Here is a 16,808-nt window from a genome sequence, read left to right as displayed (position 1 = left end):
GGCCGGGCCGGCGCGCGGGCAGGGGGCGTGTTACCATCTGCGCCGCGCCGTTTTTATTGCTTTGCAGCATGCGACGGCGCCCTGTTCCGATGCGGCCAACGTTGGCCGCATTGCCTGTCGTCTTCCCGCCCTGGCGCCGGTCGCGGCCTAACCTGTTCCTGCCGCCGCACGGCGCTTCCCATGATCATTCTGAAAAACGTGGCCTTGCGCCGCGGCACCAAAGTCCTGCTCGACAACGCGTCGGTGACGCTCAATCCCGGCGAGAAAGTCGGCCTCGTCGGCCGCAACGGCGCCGGCAAATCCTCGCTGTTCGCTGTGCTGAACGGCACGCTGCACGAAGACGGCGGCGATGTGTCCATCCCGTCGCAGTGGCGTATGTCACAGGTGGCGCAGGACATGCCGGAGACGGCGCAGAGCGCGACCGAGTTCGTGGTCGAAGGCGATACCACGCTGCTCGCCGCGCAGCGGGAGGTGGCCGAGGCCGAGGCCGGCGAAGACTACATGCGCATGGCGCACGCCTATACCGCGCTCAACGATGCCGGTGCCCACGACGCGCCGGCACGGGCACAGGCGCTGATTCTGGGGCTGGGCTTCAGCGTCGCCGAGCTGCAGCAGCCGGTGAACAGCTTTTCCGGCGGCTGGCGCATGCGGCTGCAACTGGCGCGTGCGCTGATGTGTCCGTCCGACCTGCTGCTCTTGGACGAGCCGACCAACCACCTGGATCTGGATGCGCTGGTATGGCTGGAAGCGTGGTTGAAGCAGTACGCCGGCACCATGGTGGTGATCAGCCACGACCGCGAATTCCTCGATGCCGTCACCAACGTGACGCTGCACGTCGACAACGCCAAGCTGGTGCGCTACGGCGGCAATTACAGCAAGTTCGAGGACATGCGTGCCGAACAGCTGGTCCTGCAGCAGGCGGCACAGGCCAAGCAGCAGGAAAAGATGGCGCACCTGCAGAAGTTCATCGACCGCTTCAAGGCCAAGGCCAGCAAGGCCAAGCAGGCGCAGAGCCGCGTCAAGGCGCTGGAGCGGATGGAGAAGATCGCGCCGGTGCTGGCCGACGCCGAGTTCCAGTTCGAATTCAAGGAACCGATGAGCCTGCCGAACTCGATGCTGGCTATGACCGGCGCCGCCTTCGGCTATCCGGCCATGGACGGCGCGGCGGACGGCACGCCGCCGACGGTGATCGTGCGCAACGTGAACCGCACCGTGCTGGCCGGGCAGCGTATCGGCATTCTCGGTGCCAACGGCCAGGGCAAGTCGACGCTGGTGAAAACCGTGGCCGAGGCGCTGCAGGCGGTCGGTGGCGAGATCATCCGCGGCAAGGGGCTGAACATCGGCTACTTCTCGCAGCAGGAGCTGGACGTGCTGCGGCCGGAGGACGATCCGCTGCAGCACATGCTGCGCTTGGTGCGCGACACCCCGGCGGCGCTGCGGCCGCCGGCCAACGACTGCCGCGAGCAGGGGCTGCGCAATTTCCTCGGCACCTTCAACTTCAGCGGCGACATGGTGAAGCAGGCGGTCGGCAGCATGAGCGGCGGCGAGAAGGCGCGGCTGGTGCTGTGCATGATCGTGTGGCAGCGCCCGAACCTGCTGCTGCTGGATGAACCGACCAACCACCTGGACCTCGCCACCCGCGAGGCGCTGAGCGTGGCGCTGAACGAGTTCGAAGGCTCGGTGATGCTGGTCAGCCACGACCGCGCCTTGCTGCGCGCGGTGTGCGACGAATTCTGGATGGTGTCGCGCGGCGGGGTCAGCGATTTCGCGGGTGATCTGGACGACTACCAGGTCTACCTGCTGGACGAGGCCAAGCGCCGGCGCGAAGAGGCGGCCGGCAAGCGCTGAGCCTTGCCACGTCTGTCTTGAAACACTGCGGCCAACCTTGGATCAAGGTTGGCCGCAGTGTTTTGGGCGATGCCGGCTAGCCGGCGCTCGGCGGGGCGTCGCCCCAGCCGTTCTCGCTGAGCAGCGCCGCCAGCGGCTGGCGCTGCGCCCAGTTTTCCTGCTCCAGCATCGGCTGGTCGTAGAAGGCGTCGACGTGGCCGAGACACAGGATCGCCACCGCGCGTGCGCCCGGCGGGAACCGCAGCAGCGCAGCCAGCGCGTCCGGATCGAACAGCGACACCCAGCCCAGGCCGATGCCCTCGGCGCGCGCCGCCAGCCACATGTTCTGGATCGCGCAGGCCACCGACGCCAGATCCATCTCCGGCAGCGTGCGGCGGCCGAACACGTGGCGCTCGCGGCCGTCCATCAGCGCCACCACCAGCACCTCGGCGCACTCGCGCAGGCCTTCCACCTTCAGGCGCATGAATTCCTCCTGCCGCTGGCCGAGGGCGACGGCGGTGCGCTGCCGTTCCTGTTCCACCAGCGCGTGCAGCTGCTCTCGCAGCGCCCCATCGCTGATGCGGATGAAGCGCCACGGCTGCATGTAGCCGACGCTGGGTGCGTGGTGCGCCGCCTGTAGCAATCGTTGCAGCAGCGCCGGGTCCAGCGGCCCGGGGCGGAAGTGGCGCATGTCGCGCCGTTCGCGGATCACGCGGTAGACGGTGGCAATCTCGGCGTCGCGGTAGCGGCTCATGCGGGGGCTCGTCAGATGGATAAAGGCGGGGCGGGGGACGGTTTCACGTGAAACGGGGCGGGCTTACTCTTCCCACGGCCACCAGTGAGGTGCCGGCTTCAGGTACTTTTCCGGGTAGCCGGCGAACAGGTTGGCGGCGATGCGCTGCGGGTGGCTCACGCCGTGCTCGTCCAGCCACTCGTCCAGTGCCTCGGTCTGTTCGGCGTAGCCCATCAGCCGGTACAGCAGCGCCCAGTCCTCGGCCATGCACCAGTTCAGGCCGTCCGCCTGCCACACGGCGCTATCGTCGAACGGCCACTGGAACTGGCCCTTGTCCAGGCGGATCGCCAGCCCGGCGATCAGGTCGATCTCCAGGCCGTCGGCGGTCTGCAGGCGGGCGAAGTGGCGGGTGGCGTACAGCGGATGCGGCGGCGGGGTGATGTCGCTGGCGTGTTGCAGCAGCAGCGTCTTGACGGCGGCGAAGTCCTCGGCGCGGGTGACGAGGTCGAGGTCGCGCGGCTCGTCGACGAGGCCCAGCTGTTGCAGCAGGGTGCTGCCGCCGATGGCCCAGCTCAGGCCGGCCAGCTGCGGTGCGAGGGGGGTGATGAAGGCGCGGGGTGTGCTCATGCGGTGCTTCCGGCAAGCGCGGCGCCGTTGCGGCCAACCTTGGCCGCAAGCGGGGCGACGCAGTGAGTGTGGCGGTTCAGTAGTGCGGCGGAATGTCGTCGCGCAGCGAGCCGACGGTGTCATCCTGGCTGGCGCCCTGTTGCAGCTGGTACAGGTGGCGCAGCTGTTCCTGCAGCAGGTCGATCTGCTGCTGCTGGCGGGTGACGGTGAGATTGAGCGCGTCGAGCAGGTCTTCCTGCAGCGCAACCTTGATTTCCAGTTCGATGAGGCGTGATTCCATGATTGGTACCCGCTGAAGTGTGGTGGTGGTGCTTTACTGATCATAGAACGGAAAACGGGGTTTCCATTTCTGGAAACCCCGTAAATCCTGGTGCCGGCGGCAGGAATCGAACTCGCGACCCCCTGATTACAAGTCAGGTGCTCTACCATCTGAGCTACACCGGCGAAGAGGCGTGCATTATTGCCGAAGATTTTTTATCTGGCAAGTCCCCGCGCCACTTTAATTTGGCTACAGCACCAGCGCCGCCACCCAGCCGGCGGCCAGCAGCGGCAGGTTGTAGTGCAGGAAGGTGGGGATCACCGTATCGCGCATGTGGTCGTGCTGGCCGTCGACGTTCAGGCCGGAGGTCGGCCCCAGCGTGGAGTCCGACGCCGGCGAACCGGCATCGCCCAGCGCGCCGGCGGTGCCGATGATGGACACCGTCGCCAGCGGCGAGAAGCCGAGCTGCAGGCACAGCGGCACGTAGATCGCGGTCAGGATGGGCACGGTGGAAAACGAGGAGCCGATGCCCATGGTCACCACCAGCCCGACAAACAGCATCGCGAACGCGGCCATGCCGCGGTTGTCGCCGAACAGGCTGGCGGAGGCGCTGACCAGCTCGCCGATCTGGCCGGTGGCGGTCAGTACCTCGGCAAAGCCCTGCGCGGTGATCATCACGAAGCCGATCATCGCCATCAGCTTCATGCCGTCGCCGAACACGTCGTCGGCCTCGCGCCATTTCAGCGCGCCGCTGGCGATGAACAGCAGGAAGCCGCTCAGCGCGCCCAGCAGCATCGAGTCGCTGTACAGCTGCACCGCGAAGGCGCAGGCGATGGCCAGCAGCGCGGTGACGGTGCCCCGGCGGCTGATGCGGGCGCCGGTGCGCTCGGCGTTCTCGATCTTGCCCAGCGAGTACGAGCGCGGCTTGCGGTAGCTGGCGAACACCGCCAGCAGCAGGCCGGCCACCATGCCGGCGGCCGGGATCGCCATCGCGTGCATCACGTTGACGCCGGACACGTCCATGCCGGCCTTGGCGATATTGCCGAGCAGGATCTGGTTCAGGAAGATGTCGCCGAAACCGACCGGGAACAGCATGTACGGCGTCACCAGGCCGAAGGTGATCACGCAGGCCACCGCGCGGCGATCCAGCTGCAGCCGTGCCATCACGTACAGCAGCGGCGGGATCAGCAGCGGGATGAAGGCGATGTGGATCGGCACCAGGTTCTGGCTCATCACGCTGACCACCGCCAGCAGCCCCAGCAGCAGCCACTTCAGCCGCGTCTTGCCGTCGCTACGCTGCAGCCGCGCCACCGCGGCATCGGCCAGCGCGTGCGGCAGGCCGGACTTGGCGATGGCCACCGCGAAGGCGCCCAGCAGCGCGTAGGACAGCGCCACCGACGCGCCATTGCTGATGCCCTTGTTGAAGGCGGCCAGGGTCTGCGCCAGGTCCAGCCCGCCGCTGAGGCCGCCGGCGAGCGCCCCCAGCAGCAGGCTGATGACGACGTGGGTGCGGGCGAGAGTCAGCGCCAGCATCAGGGAGACTGCGATCAGGATTGCGTTCATTTGTATATACAAAGTACTGATTTGAAATGAAAAAAAGGGCGCAAGGGTAGCGCGTCCGGCGGCAGGTGTCGAGGTGACTGGTGTCGAGGCGGGCGGCGGGGGCGGGGAGCGAACGGCGGCCAGGGTCGGCCGCAAACGACAACGCCCTGTCGCGGGACAGGGCGTTGTTGCGGGGCGGACGGTTCAGCCGGCCAGCTGCGCGGCGAAGGCCTCCGGTATCGCCGGCCGGCCGCGCTCGTTGACGGCGGTGCCGATGATCAGCCCCTCCAGCACCACCTTCTGGTCGGACAGGCGGATCACCTGCTGGCGGAAGCCGAAGCGCACGCGCGACACCGCCTCGAACGCCACGGTGACCACGAACTGGTCGCCGCTGGTCAGCGACGCCTTGTAGTCCAGCTCCGAGCGCACCACCACCAGGTTCACCTTCTGCCGCGCCAGCTCGGCAAAGTCGATGCCCTTGTGCAGCAGGAACTCGTGGCGCGCGTGCTCCAGGTAGTTGAAGTACACGCCGTTATTGACGATGCCCTGCATATCGCACTCGTAATCTCGCACCTTGAATTCAACGGCAAACTCGGACATCGCTATGGCTCCGGATAGGGGGACGGGGACGGCGCACACGCGCCGGGGCGGGCAGTGTAACGCAAGGGGCGGCGCGCGCGGAATGGCCAGCGGGCCGGCGCGGCCAACGTTGGCCGCACGCTCAGTCCGCGTCCGCGAAGTCCTGCGGCCGCAGCGCCTTGATGATGTAGAGGTCGAAGCGGGTGGATTTGCCGTCCAGCACCACCGACGGCTTCACGCCCGCGATCGGCACGCCGCGTTGCGGCCGTTTCACCACCACGCGGCCGGTGGCGGCGGCGATGGCGGCTGCCAGCAGTTCGGCGCTGTCGAGGTCGTCGCCGATCACGTGCTGGAACGCCTGCATGCCTTTCTTGGCGGCGGCGGATTTCTTGTCGGTGTCGGGGAACATCGGATCGACGAACACCACGTCCGGGCGCTGTGCGCGCGGCAGCGCGGCCTGTTGCGCCAGCCAGTCGATGGCGTTGGCGTGCACCAGCGTCATGCGCGCGGCGATGTCGGTGGTGGACGGGTCGCGCGCGGCGCGTTCCAGCGCGTCGGCCAGCAGCGCGGCGGCCACCGGCGAGCGCTCCAGCATGGTGACGTGGCAGCCCAGCGTCGCCAGCACGAAGCTGTCGCCGCCGAGGCCGGCGGTGGCGTCCACCACCCGCGGCAGGTCCTTGGCGCCTTTCAGCCCCACCGCCTTGGCCACCGGCTGGCCGCGGCCGCCGCCCTGTTCGCGGCGGTGGCGGGCGGCGCCCTCGACGAACTCCGCGTACACCGCGCCGTGCTTGCCGCTGGTGACCAGCTCCAGCCGCTCTGGCCCCAGCTCCAGCCAGTAGCCGTCCGTCGGCCGCTGCGCGACCAGCGGCAGGGCAAAGCGGCTGGCCAGTTGCCCGGCGGTGTCGCGGCGCGCGCTCTCGGCGCAGTACAGGGGGGTGGGGTGCATGCGGCTTCCTTCGTTGACGCGGCGAAGATACGGGATCGCTGTGGCGGCAGCAAGCGCTTTGCCTTTCTTGATGCAATGTGAATAAATGGTGCCATGTTGCCGCTTGCCTGTTTCTGTGCCGGGGTGGTGCTGTGCGCGTTTTTGCCGGTGCTGCCGAGCTGGCCCTTGTTGCTGACCGTGCTGCTGTTGTCGTGGCCGCTGTGGTGGCGCACGCGCCGTCTCTGGTTGCTGGCGCTGGTGGCGGCCACGCTGGGGCTGGGCTACGCCGCGTGGCGGGCGGAGCTGCGCCTGGCGCAGCGGCTGGACGCGGCGCTGGCCGGCGAGGTGGTGCAGTTCAGCGGCGTGGTGCGCGGCCTGGCCAAGCCCGGCGAATTCGGCGTGCGCCTGCGTTTCGAGGTGGAGGCGGTGGATAACCCGGCCATCCGCCTGCCGCCGTTGCTGGAATTGAGCGACTACCGGCAGCAGGCGTGGCCGGCCGGCAGCCGCTGGCGCCTCAGCGCGCGCCTGCGCCCGCCGCGCGGTGCGGCCAACGTTGCCGGCTTCGACGCCGAGGCGTGGTACTGGTCGGAAGGCGTGCTGGCCACCGGCAGCGTGCTCAAGGGACGGCAGGCGCTGGGCAGGGCGACGGACTGGCCGGCGCGCATCGACCGCCTGCGCGAGCGGGTGGCGCAGCGGCTGCTGGCCGGCAGTGACGAGGCGCGCGCGGCGGGGCTGGTGGCGGCGCTGGCGGTGGGCGCGCAGCAGACGCTGACGCGCGACGACTGGCAGCGCCTGGCCGCCACAGGTCTGACCCACGTGGTCAGCGTCTCCGGGTTGCACATCACGATGATCGCGTTGCTGGTGGCGGGGCTGTTGCGGCGCGCGCTGCGCTACCGGCCGCCGTTGCGGCGGCCGTTGTGGTGGGGGCTGGGCGGCGCGGTGCTGGCGGCCGGCGCCTATGCCGCGCTGACCGGTTTCTCGGTGCCGACGCAGCGCAGCCTGTGGATGCTGGTGGTGGCGGCCGTGGCGCTGGCCAGCCAGCGCGGGCTGTCGCCGCTGGCCAATGCGCTGGGCACGCCGCTGGTGTCCTTGCTGCTGACGCCGCTGGCCCTGCTGGCGGCGCTGCTGCCGTGGCCGTGGCTGTTTGAAGCAGCGGGCTGGGTGGCGCAGCTGTTCTGGTGGTGGGTGGATCTACTGGCCGGCGCACCGCTGTACGCGGTGCCGCAGCTGCCGTGGCCGCTGTTGCTGGCAGCACTGGCCGGCACCTTGCTGGCGCTGTTGCCGTGGTCGGGGAGCGGTCGCGCGCTGGGTGCCTGCCTGTTGCTGCCGCTGTTGCTGTACCGGGTGCCGCCGCCGGCCAGCGGCACGCTGGCGGTGGAGCTGCTCGACGTCGGCCAGGGGCTGGCGGTGCTGCTGCGCACGCGGCAGCATGCGCTGCTGTACGACACCGGCGCCGGCGAGGCGACGCGGGTGCTGCTGCCGGCGCTGCGCGCGCTGGACGTGCGGCGGCTGGACACGCTGCTGCTGTCGCACCACGACGGCGACCACGACGGCGCCGCCGCCAGCCTGCGCGAGGGCATCGAGGTTGGCCGCATCCTTGCCGGCCAGCCGCAGTTCTATCCCGGCGCCCAGCCGTGCCGCGGCGGGCAGAGCTGGGCGTGGGACGGCGTGCGTTTCGACGTGCTGTGGCCGCCGCCGGCGTGGCAGGGCGAGGACAACGCGCACAGCTGCGTGCTGCGGGTCGCCACCGCCGGCCAGGCGCTGCTGCTGTCCGGCGACGCGCCGCTGGCGGTGGAGCAGGCGCTGGTGGCGCGTTACGGTGCCGCGCTGCGCAGCCAGTGGCTGGTGCTCGGCCATCACGGCAGCCGTACCTCCAGCGGCGACGACTGGCTGCGGCAGGTGCAGCCGCAGATGGCGCTGCTCAGCGCCGGCTACCGCAACCGTTACCGCCATCCGCACCCGCAGGTGCTGGCGCGGCTGGACGCGGCCGGCGTCACGCTGTGGCGCAGTGATCACGACGGCGCGCTGGCGCTGCGGCTGGGGCCCGGGCAGGGCGAACTGCAGGCGCGGCGGGCGCAGGCGGCGCGCTACTGGCGGCCGCCGCCTTAAAACGTGCTCACGATCTCGCACGCTCACGCGAGACAAGGCAAAAACGGCTGAGGAGGTGGCGTTTAGCGGGAGATAAACCCGCATGCCGAAGCCGTTTTTAACGCCGTATCGCCCCGTGGATATCCGTCACGGCAGATCGTGAACCGGTTCTCAGCCGTGAACGATGGCCAGCACCTCGCTGCCGTTGCCCTGGTAGTGCAGCTGGTCGAAGGACAGCTTGCGCGCGATCAGGATGCCGCGGCCGTGGCTGCTGATCAGCTGCGTCGGGTCGTCGACCAGGTAGCGCGCCCAGTCGAAGCCGTTACCCTGGTCGCTGATGGTGAAGTGCAGGTCGCGGCCGTGGCGCTGCATGTCGACGCGGACCTCGCGCGCGCCCAGCACCGGGTCGGCCAGCCGCTGCTGCAGCGTCTCCTGCCAGCGGTCCTCGCGCTGCAGCTGGGTTTTTTCCTGGTAGTCCAGCTCCAGGTTGCCGTGCTCGATGGCGTTGACGATCAGCTCGAACAGGCCGGTGGCGGTCTTCTCCGGGCTGTGGCTGGTGCGCGCCAGCAGTGCGGTGACGCTGCGCGCCTCGTGCAGCTGGCGGAAGCGGAAGCTGGCCTGCTCCAGGTGCTGCAGCGCGTCCAGCTGCTGGTTGGCCAGCTCGACGAAGTACTGGTGGCGGTCCCAGTGCTCGGTGGCGGCGCCGACCACCGCCAGCAGCATGTCGCGCGAGAACGGCTTGGTCAGGTAGTAGAAGGCGCCGCCGGCCAGGCTTTCCTGCACGCTGGCGGCGGCGCCGACCGCGGTCTGCATGATCACCGGCAGGAAGGCCAGCCGTTCGGTGGCCTTGATGCGCTTGAGCAGGTCGACGCCGCTGATGCCGGGCATCATCTTGTCCAGCAGGATGGCGGAGAACTGTTCGCCCTCGCGCTGGAGGATCTGCCACGCGTCCTCGCCGTTCAGCGCCTGCTGCGTGTCGTAGCCGGCGTCCTCCAGCAGGTCGGTCATCAGTTCCAGGTTGAACGGTTCGTCGTCGACCAGTAACAGGCGTTTATTCATCAGGCTGATTCCTCGCTGGCGCCAACGCTGCCTCGCGGCAGGATGACGCGGAAATGGGCGCCGCGGCCGGCAACCGGCACGATCTCGATGCGGCCGCGGTGGGCGTGCACGATCTCGCGGCAGATCGCCAGCCCCAGGCCGGTGCCGCCGGCGCCGGTCTTGGTCAGCGAACTTTGTATGAAGGTGTTGAAGATGCGCTCCTGCTCGTCCGCCGGCACGCCGGGGCCGAAGTCGCGCACGCTGAGGCAAAGGTTGGCCGCAGGGTCGCAGGCGAGGTCGATCTGCACCGGCGCGCCGGCGGGGCTGAACTTGATGGCGTTGCCGAGCAGGTTGCGCAGCAGTTGGCCGATGCGGAAGGCGTCGACCTCGGCGTACAGCGGCGCGTTGCCGTGCACCACCAGCTGCAGGTGCACGTCGTGGCGCTGCGCCATGCCGCGCAGCTCGTCCACCGCCTCGCGCGCCACCTGGCCGACGTCGCACGGCGCCATGGTGTAGATCATCTTGCCGACTTCCATCTTCGACAGGTCGAGCAGGTCGTTGAGCAGGGTCAGCAGGCGGGTGCCGCTGCTGTGGATGCGCTCGAAGTAGTGGCGCAGCCTGTCGGCGGCGGCGCGCTCGACGCGGCTCTGCCCCATCTCGGCAAAGCCGAGGATGGCGTGCATCGGCGTGCGCAGCTCGTGCGACATGTTGGCGAGGAATTCGGTCTTGGCGCGGCTGTTTTCCTCGGCCAGCTCCTTGGCGTGGCGCAGGTTGTCTTCCGCCGCGCGCTGCGCCGAGATGTCCTGGTACAGCCAGATCGAGCCCAGTGCCGGCTTGTCGGCGCTGACCGCCTTGCCGTACATGTACACCCACTGCGGTGCGCCGTCGCCGCGCTGCAGGCAGATCTCGCCCTGCGACACCTGGCCGCTGTGCAGCACCGGGTACACCTGGCGCCCGGTGCGGGCGAAGTGCTCGTCGCTGTCGTACAGGATGCGCGTCGACTGGCCGATGATCTCGTCCTCGCGGCGGTGGAACAGGTCGAGGAAGGCGTGGTTGACCTGCTTGAACTCCAGCTCGACGATGTAGGCCATCGCCATCGGGCTGGCGTCCAGCAGCGCCGACAGCTGCCGGCTCTGCGTTTCCACCTGTTCCGCCAGCGAGTCCTTCAGCTGGATCAGCGCCGCCTCGCTCGCCTTGCGCGCCGAGATGTCGCGGCACACCGCGATGTAGACCGCGTCCTGCTCGATCACCACGTGGGTCAGCGACACCTCCACCTGCAGCATCTGCGACGCGCTGCAGATCATCAGCGCCTCGAACGGGCGGCCGATGCGCGGCGCGACGTGGTGCTCGAAGCCCAGCGCCGGCTCCGCCGGGTGCAGCTCGCTGAGCAGCGCGCCGGCCGGCAGCGCCAGCAGCACCTCGCGCGTCTGGCCCAGCATCGCCTCGGCGGCGCGGTTGAGGTCGCGGATCAGGCCGTCGCGGCCGATCACCAGGATGGCGTCGCCGCTGCCCTCGACGATGGCGCGCAGGCGCAGGATGGTCTGCTTGTAGCCGTCCTCCTGTTGCCGCTGCTGCTGCAGTTGCTGTTGCAGCAGCGCGTTCTGCGTGCCCTGCGCCTGCAGCCGCTGGCGCTGTGCCTGCTGGCTGTGGCGGCTGTGGCGCACGATCAGGCCGGACAGCGTGGCCATGATCGCCAGCGCCAGCAGCATGGCCGCATCCTGGCCGTAGTGGTGGCCGTCGTCGCGCTCGGCGGTCGGGTACAGCTCGAAGATCAGCGGCTGGCCGCCGATGGTGCGGGTGGAGGACAGCGCCGGCAGCGCCGGCGGCGGCGGGTGACCCAGTCCATCACTGTCGAGGATCACCGTCTGCGCGCGGTCCTTCAGCAGCACGCGCAGGCGGTAGGGCAGCGCCGGGCGGAACACGTCGCCCGCCATCGGCACCGTGCTGAGCAGGCCGCCGGGATTGATGCCCATCACCAGCAGCTGGTCGCCGGGGCGGCCGCGGGCGCTGAAGAAGGCGGACAGGCGGCTGGCGTTGCCGGCCTGGATCAGCGCGATCGCCGGGCGCCCGGTCTTGCTCACCCGCTGCAGCGCGGCGTCGACATTGCCCTGCGAGGCGAGGTCGAGCTGCGCCGGCAGCGCCTTGCTGTTTTCCGGGTATTGCTGCTCCACCGGGAAGTGCAGCGGCCGCGGCTGCGCGTTGGCCAGCTGGCCGTCGCGGTATTCGCGCAGGATCACCGTCTGCTGCTGCTCGTACAGCAGCCGCTGCGGCGGAGTGATGCGGCGCGCGGTGGCGACGAAGTCGAACAGCGTGTTGTCGGAGAGGATGAACGGCGCGTAGCGCTGGAACGCGCTCTGGCCGTTGAGGCCGCCGTCGGACAGCAGCAGCTCGGTGGCGGCCTGGCCGGCCAGCAGCGCGTAGTTGAGCTGGTTGGCGGCGTTGTCGACCAGCAGCTCCGCCTCGCGCAGCTGCTGGTTGCGCAACTGCTGCTGCTCGCTGTCCTGCTGCAGCCAGCTGGCGCCCAGCCACAGCAGTACGCCGCAGCTGGTGCCCAGCAGCCACAGGATGCGCGGCGAACGGGTGGTCAGCACCGGGCGGCCCTGTCCGGCTTACGACTGGCGCAGGGTCTGGTACAGCGCGGCGAACTCCTGCGACAGCTTGTGGCGCGCGTCGAGGTACACCATCGGCAGGCTGCGCTCGTGCGATTCGCGGATCTTCACCGACGCCGACAGCGGCGGGTCCAGCACCGGCAGGCCGGCGTCGCGCAATTCCTGCACCAGCCGTTGCGGCAGGCTGGCGCGCGGCTGGAACTGGTTGACGACGATGCCTTCCACGCTGAGGCCGCTGTTGTGGTCGGCGCGGATCTCGCCGACGCTATCGATCAGGCCCAGCAGCGCGTGGCGCGAGAAGCTGTCGCAGTCGAACGGGATCAGGCAGCGGTTGGCCGCAATCAGCGCCGAGCGGGTGTAGAAGTTCAGCGCCGGCGGGGTGTCGATCCAGATCTCGTCGAAGTGGCCGTCCAGCTGCTCCAGCGCGTCGCGCAGCTTGAACATCTTGTAGCGCGCTTCCAGCTTCACCATCAGCTCGGCCAGCTCCGGGTGCGAGGCCAGCAGGCTGAGGTTGGGGTGGACGGTGGCGGTGACGAAGTCGGTCACCGGCTTCTCGAACATGCTGATGTTGAGCATCTGGTTGAACAGCCCGGCCACCGACACCTCGGGCGGCGTGGTGCTGCCGCTCAGGTAGTGGCTGCTGTTGCCCTGCGGGTCGAGATCGACCACCAGCACGCGGCGCCCGGCGGCGGCGGCCGCGGCGGCGAGGTTGACGGTGATGGTCGACTTGCCGACGCCACCCTTCTGATTGAATACGACACGACGCATGCTGGCTCCCTGGATCAGATCACGAAATCGTTAGGCCGCTCAGCGGCTGCGCTGGCAGACGAACTCCACCTGCTGGAAGGCGGCGGACTGCTTCACCACCGGCATCGGCTTGATCTCCGCCTCGCTGAAGCTGCGGCTGAGCAGCTGGCGGCCGCCGTCGTCGAGCAGCGCCATGCTGCGCAGGCGGAAGGTCTTGGCGGTGCAGTTCACCTCCCACTGGTTCAGCGAATACTTGTGCTGCGGCGTGTTGAGGAAGTTTTCCTTGCGCGGATTGAAGATGGTCTTGCGGTCGCGGAACACCGTCAGCGCGCCTTCGCGGCGGATGCTCAGCACGTCGACCTCGTGCAGGATATTGCCGTTGGGCGACACGCCGATGATCTGCCACTCGGCGTTGGGCACGGTGACCGGTGCCGGTAGCGGTTTGGCGGGGCCGGGCCGTACCGGCTTGGTGCCCGGACGCGGCTGGGTGGCGCAGGCGGCCAGCAGCAGGCTGGCGGCGGCAAGGAATATCAATCGCATGATGACGGGCTACTTTCGGAGGACAGGGGAAAGTCTCGCACACTCTGCGCCAAAGCCAAAGTGGCGAGTCGCGGGCGGCGCGCCGCTTTGGCGTACAATGGACGCCCCCAATGGAAATCACCGATGCAGCACGCGCTCTCGATACTTCAGAACACTTTCGGCTACCCGGCGTTCCGCGGCATGCAGGGCGACATCATCGGGCATGTCGCCGACGGCGGCCACGCGCTGGTGCTGATGCCCACCGGTGGCGGCAAAAGCCTGTGCTACCAGATCCCGGCCCTGCTGCGCGACGGCGTGGCGCTGGTGGTGTCGCCGCTGATCGCGCTGATGCAGGACCAGGTGGCCGCGCTGCAGGAGGCCGGCGTCGCCGCCGCCTGCCTCAACTCCGCCACCGCGCCGGACGACGCCCGCGACATCGCGCGCATGGCGCGCAGCGGCGAGCTGGACCTGCTGTACGTGGCGCCGGAGCGCCTGCTCAGCCCGCGCTTCCTCGATTTCCTGGCCAGCCTGCCGCGGATCGCGCTGTTCGCCATCGACGAGGCGCACTGCGTCAGCCAGTGGGGGCACGACTTCCGCCCCGAGTACCAGCAGCTGTCGGTGCTGTTCCAACGTTGGCCGCAGGTGCCGCGCATCGCGCTGACCGCCACCGCCGACGCCGAGACCCGCGCCGACATGCTGCACTTCCTGCAATTGCAGGACGCGCGCCAGTTCGTCACCAGCTTCGACCGCCCGAACCTGTTCTACCAGGTGGTGGAAAAGGACAGCGCCAAGAAGCAGCTGCTGGCCTTCATCGAACACGACTACCCCGGCGCCTCCGGCATCGTCTACTGCCTGTCGCGCAAGCGGGTGGACGACACCGCGGCCTGGCTGTGCGAGAACGGCATCCGCGCGCTGCCCTACCACGCCGGCATGAGCCACGCCGAGCGCGACGCCAACCAGCGCGCCTTTTTGCGCGAGGACGGCATCGTGATGGTGGCGACCATCGCCTTCGGCATGGGCATCGACAAGCCGGACGTGCGCTTCGTCGCCCACATCGACCTGCCGAAAAGCCCGGAAAACTTCTATCAGGAATCGGGCCGCGCCGGGCGCGACGGCTTGCCGGCCACCAGCTGGCTGTGTTACGGCCTCAACGACATGGTGCAGCTGACGCAGATGATCGAAGCCGGCGACAGCGCGGAGCAGCAGAAGCAGGTGGAACTGACCAAGCTCGACGCCATGCTCGGCTATTGCGAGACCGCCAGCTGCCGCCGCCAGCAGATCCTCGCCTACTTCGGCGAGTCGTCGCCGCCTTGTGGCCAGTGCGACAACTGCCAGCGCCCGCCGGCCACCTTCGATGCCACCGTGCCGGTGCAGAAACTGCTGTCCTGCATCTATAGAGTGCAGCAGCGCTTCGCGGCCAGCCATGTCATCGACGTGCTGCTGGGGCGCGCCAACCAGAGCGTCACCCACTTCGGCCACGACAAGCTGTCCACCTTCGGCATCGGCCGCGAGCTGAACCAGAAGGGCTGGCGCTCCATCATCCGCCAGCTGGTGGCGCGCAAACTGCTGGTGGTCGACATCGCGCGCGGCCAGTCGCTCTTGCTCACCGACGCCTGCCGGCCCTTGCTGAAAGGGCAGGAAAGCATCGCGCTGCGGCCGCTGGCCGACGACAAGAAGCGGCAGAGCGTGCACGCCGAGCGCTGGCTGCGCACCGAGCGCGAGGAGCGCTTGTGGCAGGCGCTGCGCCGCTGGCGCAAGGCCACCGCCGACGAGCACAACGTGCCGGCCTACGCGGTGTTCTCCGACAAGAGCCTGCAGGAGCTGGTGCTGCAGCGGCCGCAAACGTTGGCCGCACTCAAGAAAATTTACGGTCTCGGCGAGCTGAAGGTCGCCCGTTACGGCGCGGCGCTGCTGGCGCTGGTGCGCGACGGCGAGGCGTGATCCGGGATCGCGGATTCAGTTACAATGACGCGACACCAAATTACGGAGAAACGTCATGCCAGTGAATCTCAAGCCCATCGATAACGCGCAGCTCGCGCCCATCGCCGGTGTGGACCTGTCCTACGCCTGCGCCGGTATCAAGAAGCCGGGCCGCAAGGACGTACTGGTCATCCGCATCGACAAGGGCAATACCGTCGCTGGCGTGTTCACGCAAAACCGCTTCTGTGCCGCCCCGGTACAGATCTGCAAACAGAATCTCGACGCCGGCGTGCAGATCCGCGCGCTGGTGATCAATACCGGCAACGCCAATGCCGGTACCGGCGAATCCGGCCGCCAGAACGCGCGCGCGGTGTGCGAGGCGCTGGCCAAGGAACTGGACTGCCTGCCGGAACAGATCCTGCCGTTCTCCACCGGTGTGATCCTCGAGCCGCTGCCGGTCGACAAGATCGTCGCCGCCCTGCCGACACGGCAGACCGCGACCTGGGCCGACGCCGCCGAGGCGATCATGACCACCGACATCGCGCCGAAGGCGACCAGCCGCACACTCGACATCGACGGCCAGCAGGTGAACATCACCGGCATCGCCAAGGGCGCCGGCATGATCCACCCGAACATGGCCACCATGCTCGGCTTCATCGCCACCGACGCCGCCATCACCCGTCCGGTGCTGAACCAGCTGGTGAAGGAGGTCGCCGACCTCAGCTTCAACAGCATCACCATCGACGGCGACACCTCCACCAACGACAGCTTCATGCTGATCTCCACCGGCCAGAGCGGCGCCCCGCGCATCGACTCCGTCACCCACCCGGCCTACGAGCAGCTGAAGGCTGCCTTGCTGGACGTCTCCGTCGAGCTGGCGCAGGCCATCGTGCGCGACGGCGAGGGCGCCACCAAGTTCATCACCATCCAGGTGGAAGGCGGCCGCAGCGTCGCCGAGTGCAAGGCCGTCGGCTACGCCATCGGCCGCTCGCCGCTGGTGAAGACCGCCTTCTTCGCCTCCGATCCCAATCTCGGCCGCCTGCTCGCCGCCATCGGCTACGCCGGCATCGGCGACCTGGATGTCGATCGCCTGGAGCTGTACCTGGACGACGTGCTGGTGGCCAAGGACGGCGGCCGCAATCCGGACTACAAAGAGGAAGACGGTCAGCGCGTGATGAAGCAGGACGAGATCACCGTGCGCGTGGTGCTGGGGCGTGGCCTCGCCAACGCCACGGTGTGGAGCTGCGACTTCTCCTACGAGTACGTGAAGATCAACGCCGACTACCGCAGCTAAGCATTGCCCACAAGGTTGGCCGCAGGCTTGCGGCCAACCCTGTCCGCGTCAGCGGCCGCCGTCAGGCGGCCGTTAACGTTTCAAAAGCTGGCAAACACAAA

At 68.7% G+C, this 16,808-nt stretch carries 14 protein-coding genes and 1 tRNA gene; 4 read left to right on the top strand and 11 right to left on the bottom strand.

The annotated features are described in order from the left end of the window. Nucleotides 1–180: 180 nt before the first annotated feature. Nucleotides 181–1,848, top strand: coding sequence for an ABC-F family ATP-binding cassette domain-containing protein (locus tag IE100_RS12815; protein ID WP_189374750.1), 1,668 nt, complete (start codon nucleotides 181–183; stop codon nucleotides 1,846–1,848). Nucleotides 1,849–1,924: 76 nt separating this feature from the next. On the opposite strand, the gene bluB is transcribed toward IE100_RS12815, so the two are convergent. The 7 genes from bluB to IE100_RS12780 form a co-directional block, all read right to left on the bottom strand. After that, nucleotides 1,925–2,581 carry a 5,6-dimethylbenzimidazole synthase gene (gene bluB, locus IE100_RS12810; RefSeq protein ID WP_189374749.1) on the bottom strand — a complete coding sequence of 219 codons (657 nt, stop codon included), beginning with the start codon at nucleotides 2,579–2,581 and terminating at the stop codon, nucleotides 1,925–1,927. 63 nt (nucleotides 2,582–2,644) lie between these two features. After that, a complete protein-coding gene (locus IE100_RS12805; RefSeq protein WP_189374748.1) occupies nucleotides 2,645–3,187 on the bottom strand; it encodes a hypothetical protein in 543 nt (180 codons plus the stop codon). 76 nt (nucleotides 3,188–3,263) lie between these two features. Beyond that, the gene (locus IE100_RS12800; protein ID WP_189374747.1) at nucleotides 3,264–3,467 is read right to left on the bottom strand and encodes a SlyX family protein; all 204 of its coding nucleotides are present in this window, start codon (nucleotides 3,465–3,467) and stop codon (nucleotides 3,264–3,266) included. Between the two features lie 88 nt (nucleotides 3,468–3,555). Further along, nucleotides 3,556–3,631, bottom strand: a tRNA-Thr gene (locus tag IE100_RS12795). A 64-nt stretch (nucleotides 3,632–3,695) separates the two neighbouring features. After that, nucleotides 3,696–5,009, bottom strand: coding sequence for a Na+/H+ antiporter family protein (locus IE100_RS12790; RefSeq protein ID WP_189374746.1), 1,314 nt, complete (start codon nucleotides 5,007–5,009; stop codon nucleotides 3,696–3,698). Between the two features lie 183 nt (nucleotides 5,010–5,192). Then, nucleotides 5,193–5,588, bottom strand: a complete 396-nt coding sequence (locus IE100_RS12785; RefSeq protein ID WP_189354622.1) for an acyl-CoA thioesterase — start codon at nucleotides 5,586–5,588, stop codon at nucleotides 5,193–5,195. Between the two features lie 121 nt (nucleotides 5,589–5,709). Continuing rightward, on the bottom strand, nucleotides 5,710–6,513 hold the full coding sequence (locus IE100_RS12780) for a class I SAM-dependent methyltransferase (RefSeq protein ID WP_189374744.1): 804 nt from the start codon (nucleotides 6,511–6,513) through the stop codon (nucleotides 5,710–5,712). A 93-nt stretch (nucleotides 6,514–6,606) separates the two neighbouring features. Between IE100_RS12780 and IE100_RS12775 the strand changes: the two genes are divergently transcribed. After that, nucleotides 6,607–8,601, top strand: coding sequence for a ComEC/Rec2 family competence protein (locus IE100_RS12775; protein ID WP_189374742.1), 1,995 nt, complete (start codon nucleotides 6,607–6,609; stop codon nucleotides 8,599–8,601). A 150-nt stretch (nucleotides 8,602–8,751) separates the two neighbouring features. Here the strand turns inward: IE100_RS12775 and IE100_RS12770 are convergent, their stop codons facing one another. The 4 genes from IE100_RS12770 to IE100_RS12755 are packed head-to-tail and all read right to left on the bottom strand — an operon-like array spanning nucleotide 8,752 to nucleotide 13,514. Further along, nucleotides 8,752–9,639 (bottom strand): response regulator, encoded by an 888-nt coding sequence (locus tag IE100_RS12770; RefSeq protein WP_189374740.1) that lies wholly within the window; start codon nucleotides 9,637–9,639, stop codon nucleotides 8,752–8,754. Then, a complete protein-coding gene (locus tag IE100_RS12765; RefSeq protein ID WP_189374739.1) occupies nucleotides 9,639–12,209 on the bottom strand; it encodes a sensor histidine kinase in 2,571 nt (856 codons plus the stop codon). The genes IE100_RS12770 and IE100_RS12765 overlap by 1 nt, the downstream gene beginning before the upstream one ends. Before the next feature lie 18 nt (nucleotides 12,210–12,227). After that, a complete protein-coding gene (locus tag IE100_RS12760; protein ID WP_189374737.1) occupies nucleotides 12,228–12,995 on the bottom strand; it encodes a ParA family protein in 768 nt (255 codons plus the stop codon). A gap of 39 nt (nucleotides 12,996–13,034) precedes the next feature. Then, nucleotides 13,035–13,514, bottom strand: a complete 480-nt coding sequence (locus IE100_RS12755) for a surface-adhesin E family protein (RefSeq protein WP_189374735.1) — start codon at nucleotides 13,512–13,514, stop codon at nucleotides 13,035–13,037. Between the two features lie 123 nt (nucleotides 13,515–13,637). On the opposite strand from IE100_RS12755, the gene recQ reads away from it, so the two are divergent. Both recQ and argJ read left to right on the top strand, forming a co-directional pair. Continuing rightward, on the top strand, nucleotides 13,638–15,434 hold the full coding sequence (gene recQ, locus IE100_RS12750; protein WP_189374733.1) for a DNA helicase RecQ: 1,797 nt from the start codon (nucleotides 13,638–13,640) through the stop codon (nucleotides 15,432–15,434). Nucleotides 15,435–15,489: 55 nt separating this feature from the next. Continuing rightward, on the top strand, nucleotides 15,490–16,707 hold the full coding sequence (gene argJ / locus IE100_RS12745; protein ID WP_189374731.1) for a bifunctional glutamate N-acetyltransferase/amino-acid acetyltransferase ArgJ: 1,218 nt from the start codon (nucleotides 15,490–15,492) through the stop codon (nucleotides 16,705–16,707). The last annotated feature ends 101 nt before the right edge of the window (nucleotides 16,708–16,808 follow it).

This window comes from Vogesella alkaliphila, from assembly GCF_014652475.1.
Taxonomy (GTDB): domain Bacteria; phylum Pseudomonadota; class Gammaproteobacteria; order Burkholderiales; family Chromobacteriaceae; genus Vogesella; species Vogesella alkaliphila.
The sequence above is the reverse complement of the archived record's forward strand: the minus strand, read 5'-3'. Positions and strand labels throughout refer to the sequence as shown.

Bases quoted from the DNA above. Each gene is read 5' to 3' on its own strand.
- IE100_RS12790 (WP_189374746.1), bottom strand. From the start codon at position 5,009: ATGAACGCAATCCTGATCGCAGTCTCCCTGATGCTGGCGCTGACTCTC.
- IE100_RS12760 (WP_189374737.1), bottom strand. From the start codon at position 12,995: ATGCGTCGTGTCGTATTCAATCAGAAGGGTGGCGTCGGCAAGTCGACC.
- argJ (WP_189374731.1), top strand. From the start codon at position 15,490: ATGCCAGTGAATCTCAAGCCCATCGATAACGCGCAGCTCGCGCCCATC.
- IE100_RS12775 (WP_189374742.1), top strand. From the start codon at position 6,607: ATGTTGCCGCTTGCCTGTTTCTGTGCCGGGGTGGTGCTGTGCGCGTTT.
- IE100_RS12805 (WP_189374748.1), bottom strand. From the start codon at position 3,187: ATGAGCACACCCCGCGCCTTCATCACCCCCCTCGCACCGCAGCTGGCC.
- IE100_RS12755 (WP_189374735.1), bottom strand. From the start codon at position 13,514: ATGCGATTGATATTCCTTGCCGCCGCCAGCCTGCTGCTGGCCGCCTGC.
- IE100_RS12770 (WP_189374740.1), bottom strand. From the start codon at position 9,639: ATGAATAAACGCCTGTTACTGGTCGACGACGAACCGTTCAACCTGGAA.
- IE100_RS12780 (WP_189374744.1), bottom strand. From the start codon at position 6,513: ATGCACCCCACCCCCCTGTACTGCGCCGAGAGCGCGCGCCGCGACACC.
- IE100_RS12815 (WP_189374750.1), top strand. From the start codon at position 181: ATGATCATTCTGAAAAACGTGGCCTTGCGCCGCGGCACCAAAGTCCTG.
- recQ (WP_189374733.1), top strand. From the start codon at position 13,638: ATGCAGCACGCGCTCTCGATACTTCAGAACACTTTCGGCTACCCGGCG.
- IE100_RS12785 (WP_189354622.1), bottom strand. From the start codon at position 5,588: ATGTCCGAGTTTGCCGTTGAATTCAAGGTGCGAGATTACGAGTGCGAT.
- IE100_RS12800 (WP_189374747.1), bottom strand. From the start codon at position 3,467: ATGGAATCACGCCTCATCGAACTGGAAATCAAGGTTGCGCTGCAGGAA.
- bluB (WP_189374749.1), bottom strand. From the start codon at position 2,581: ATGAGCCGCTACCGCGACGCCGAGATTGCCACCGTCTACCGCGTGATC.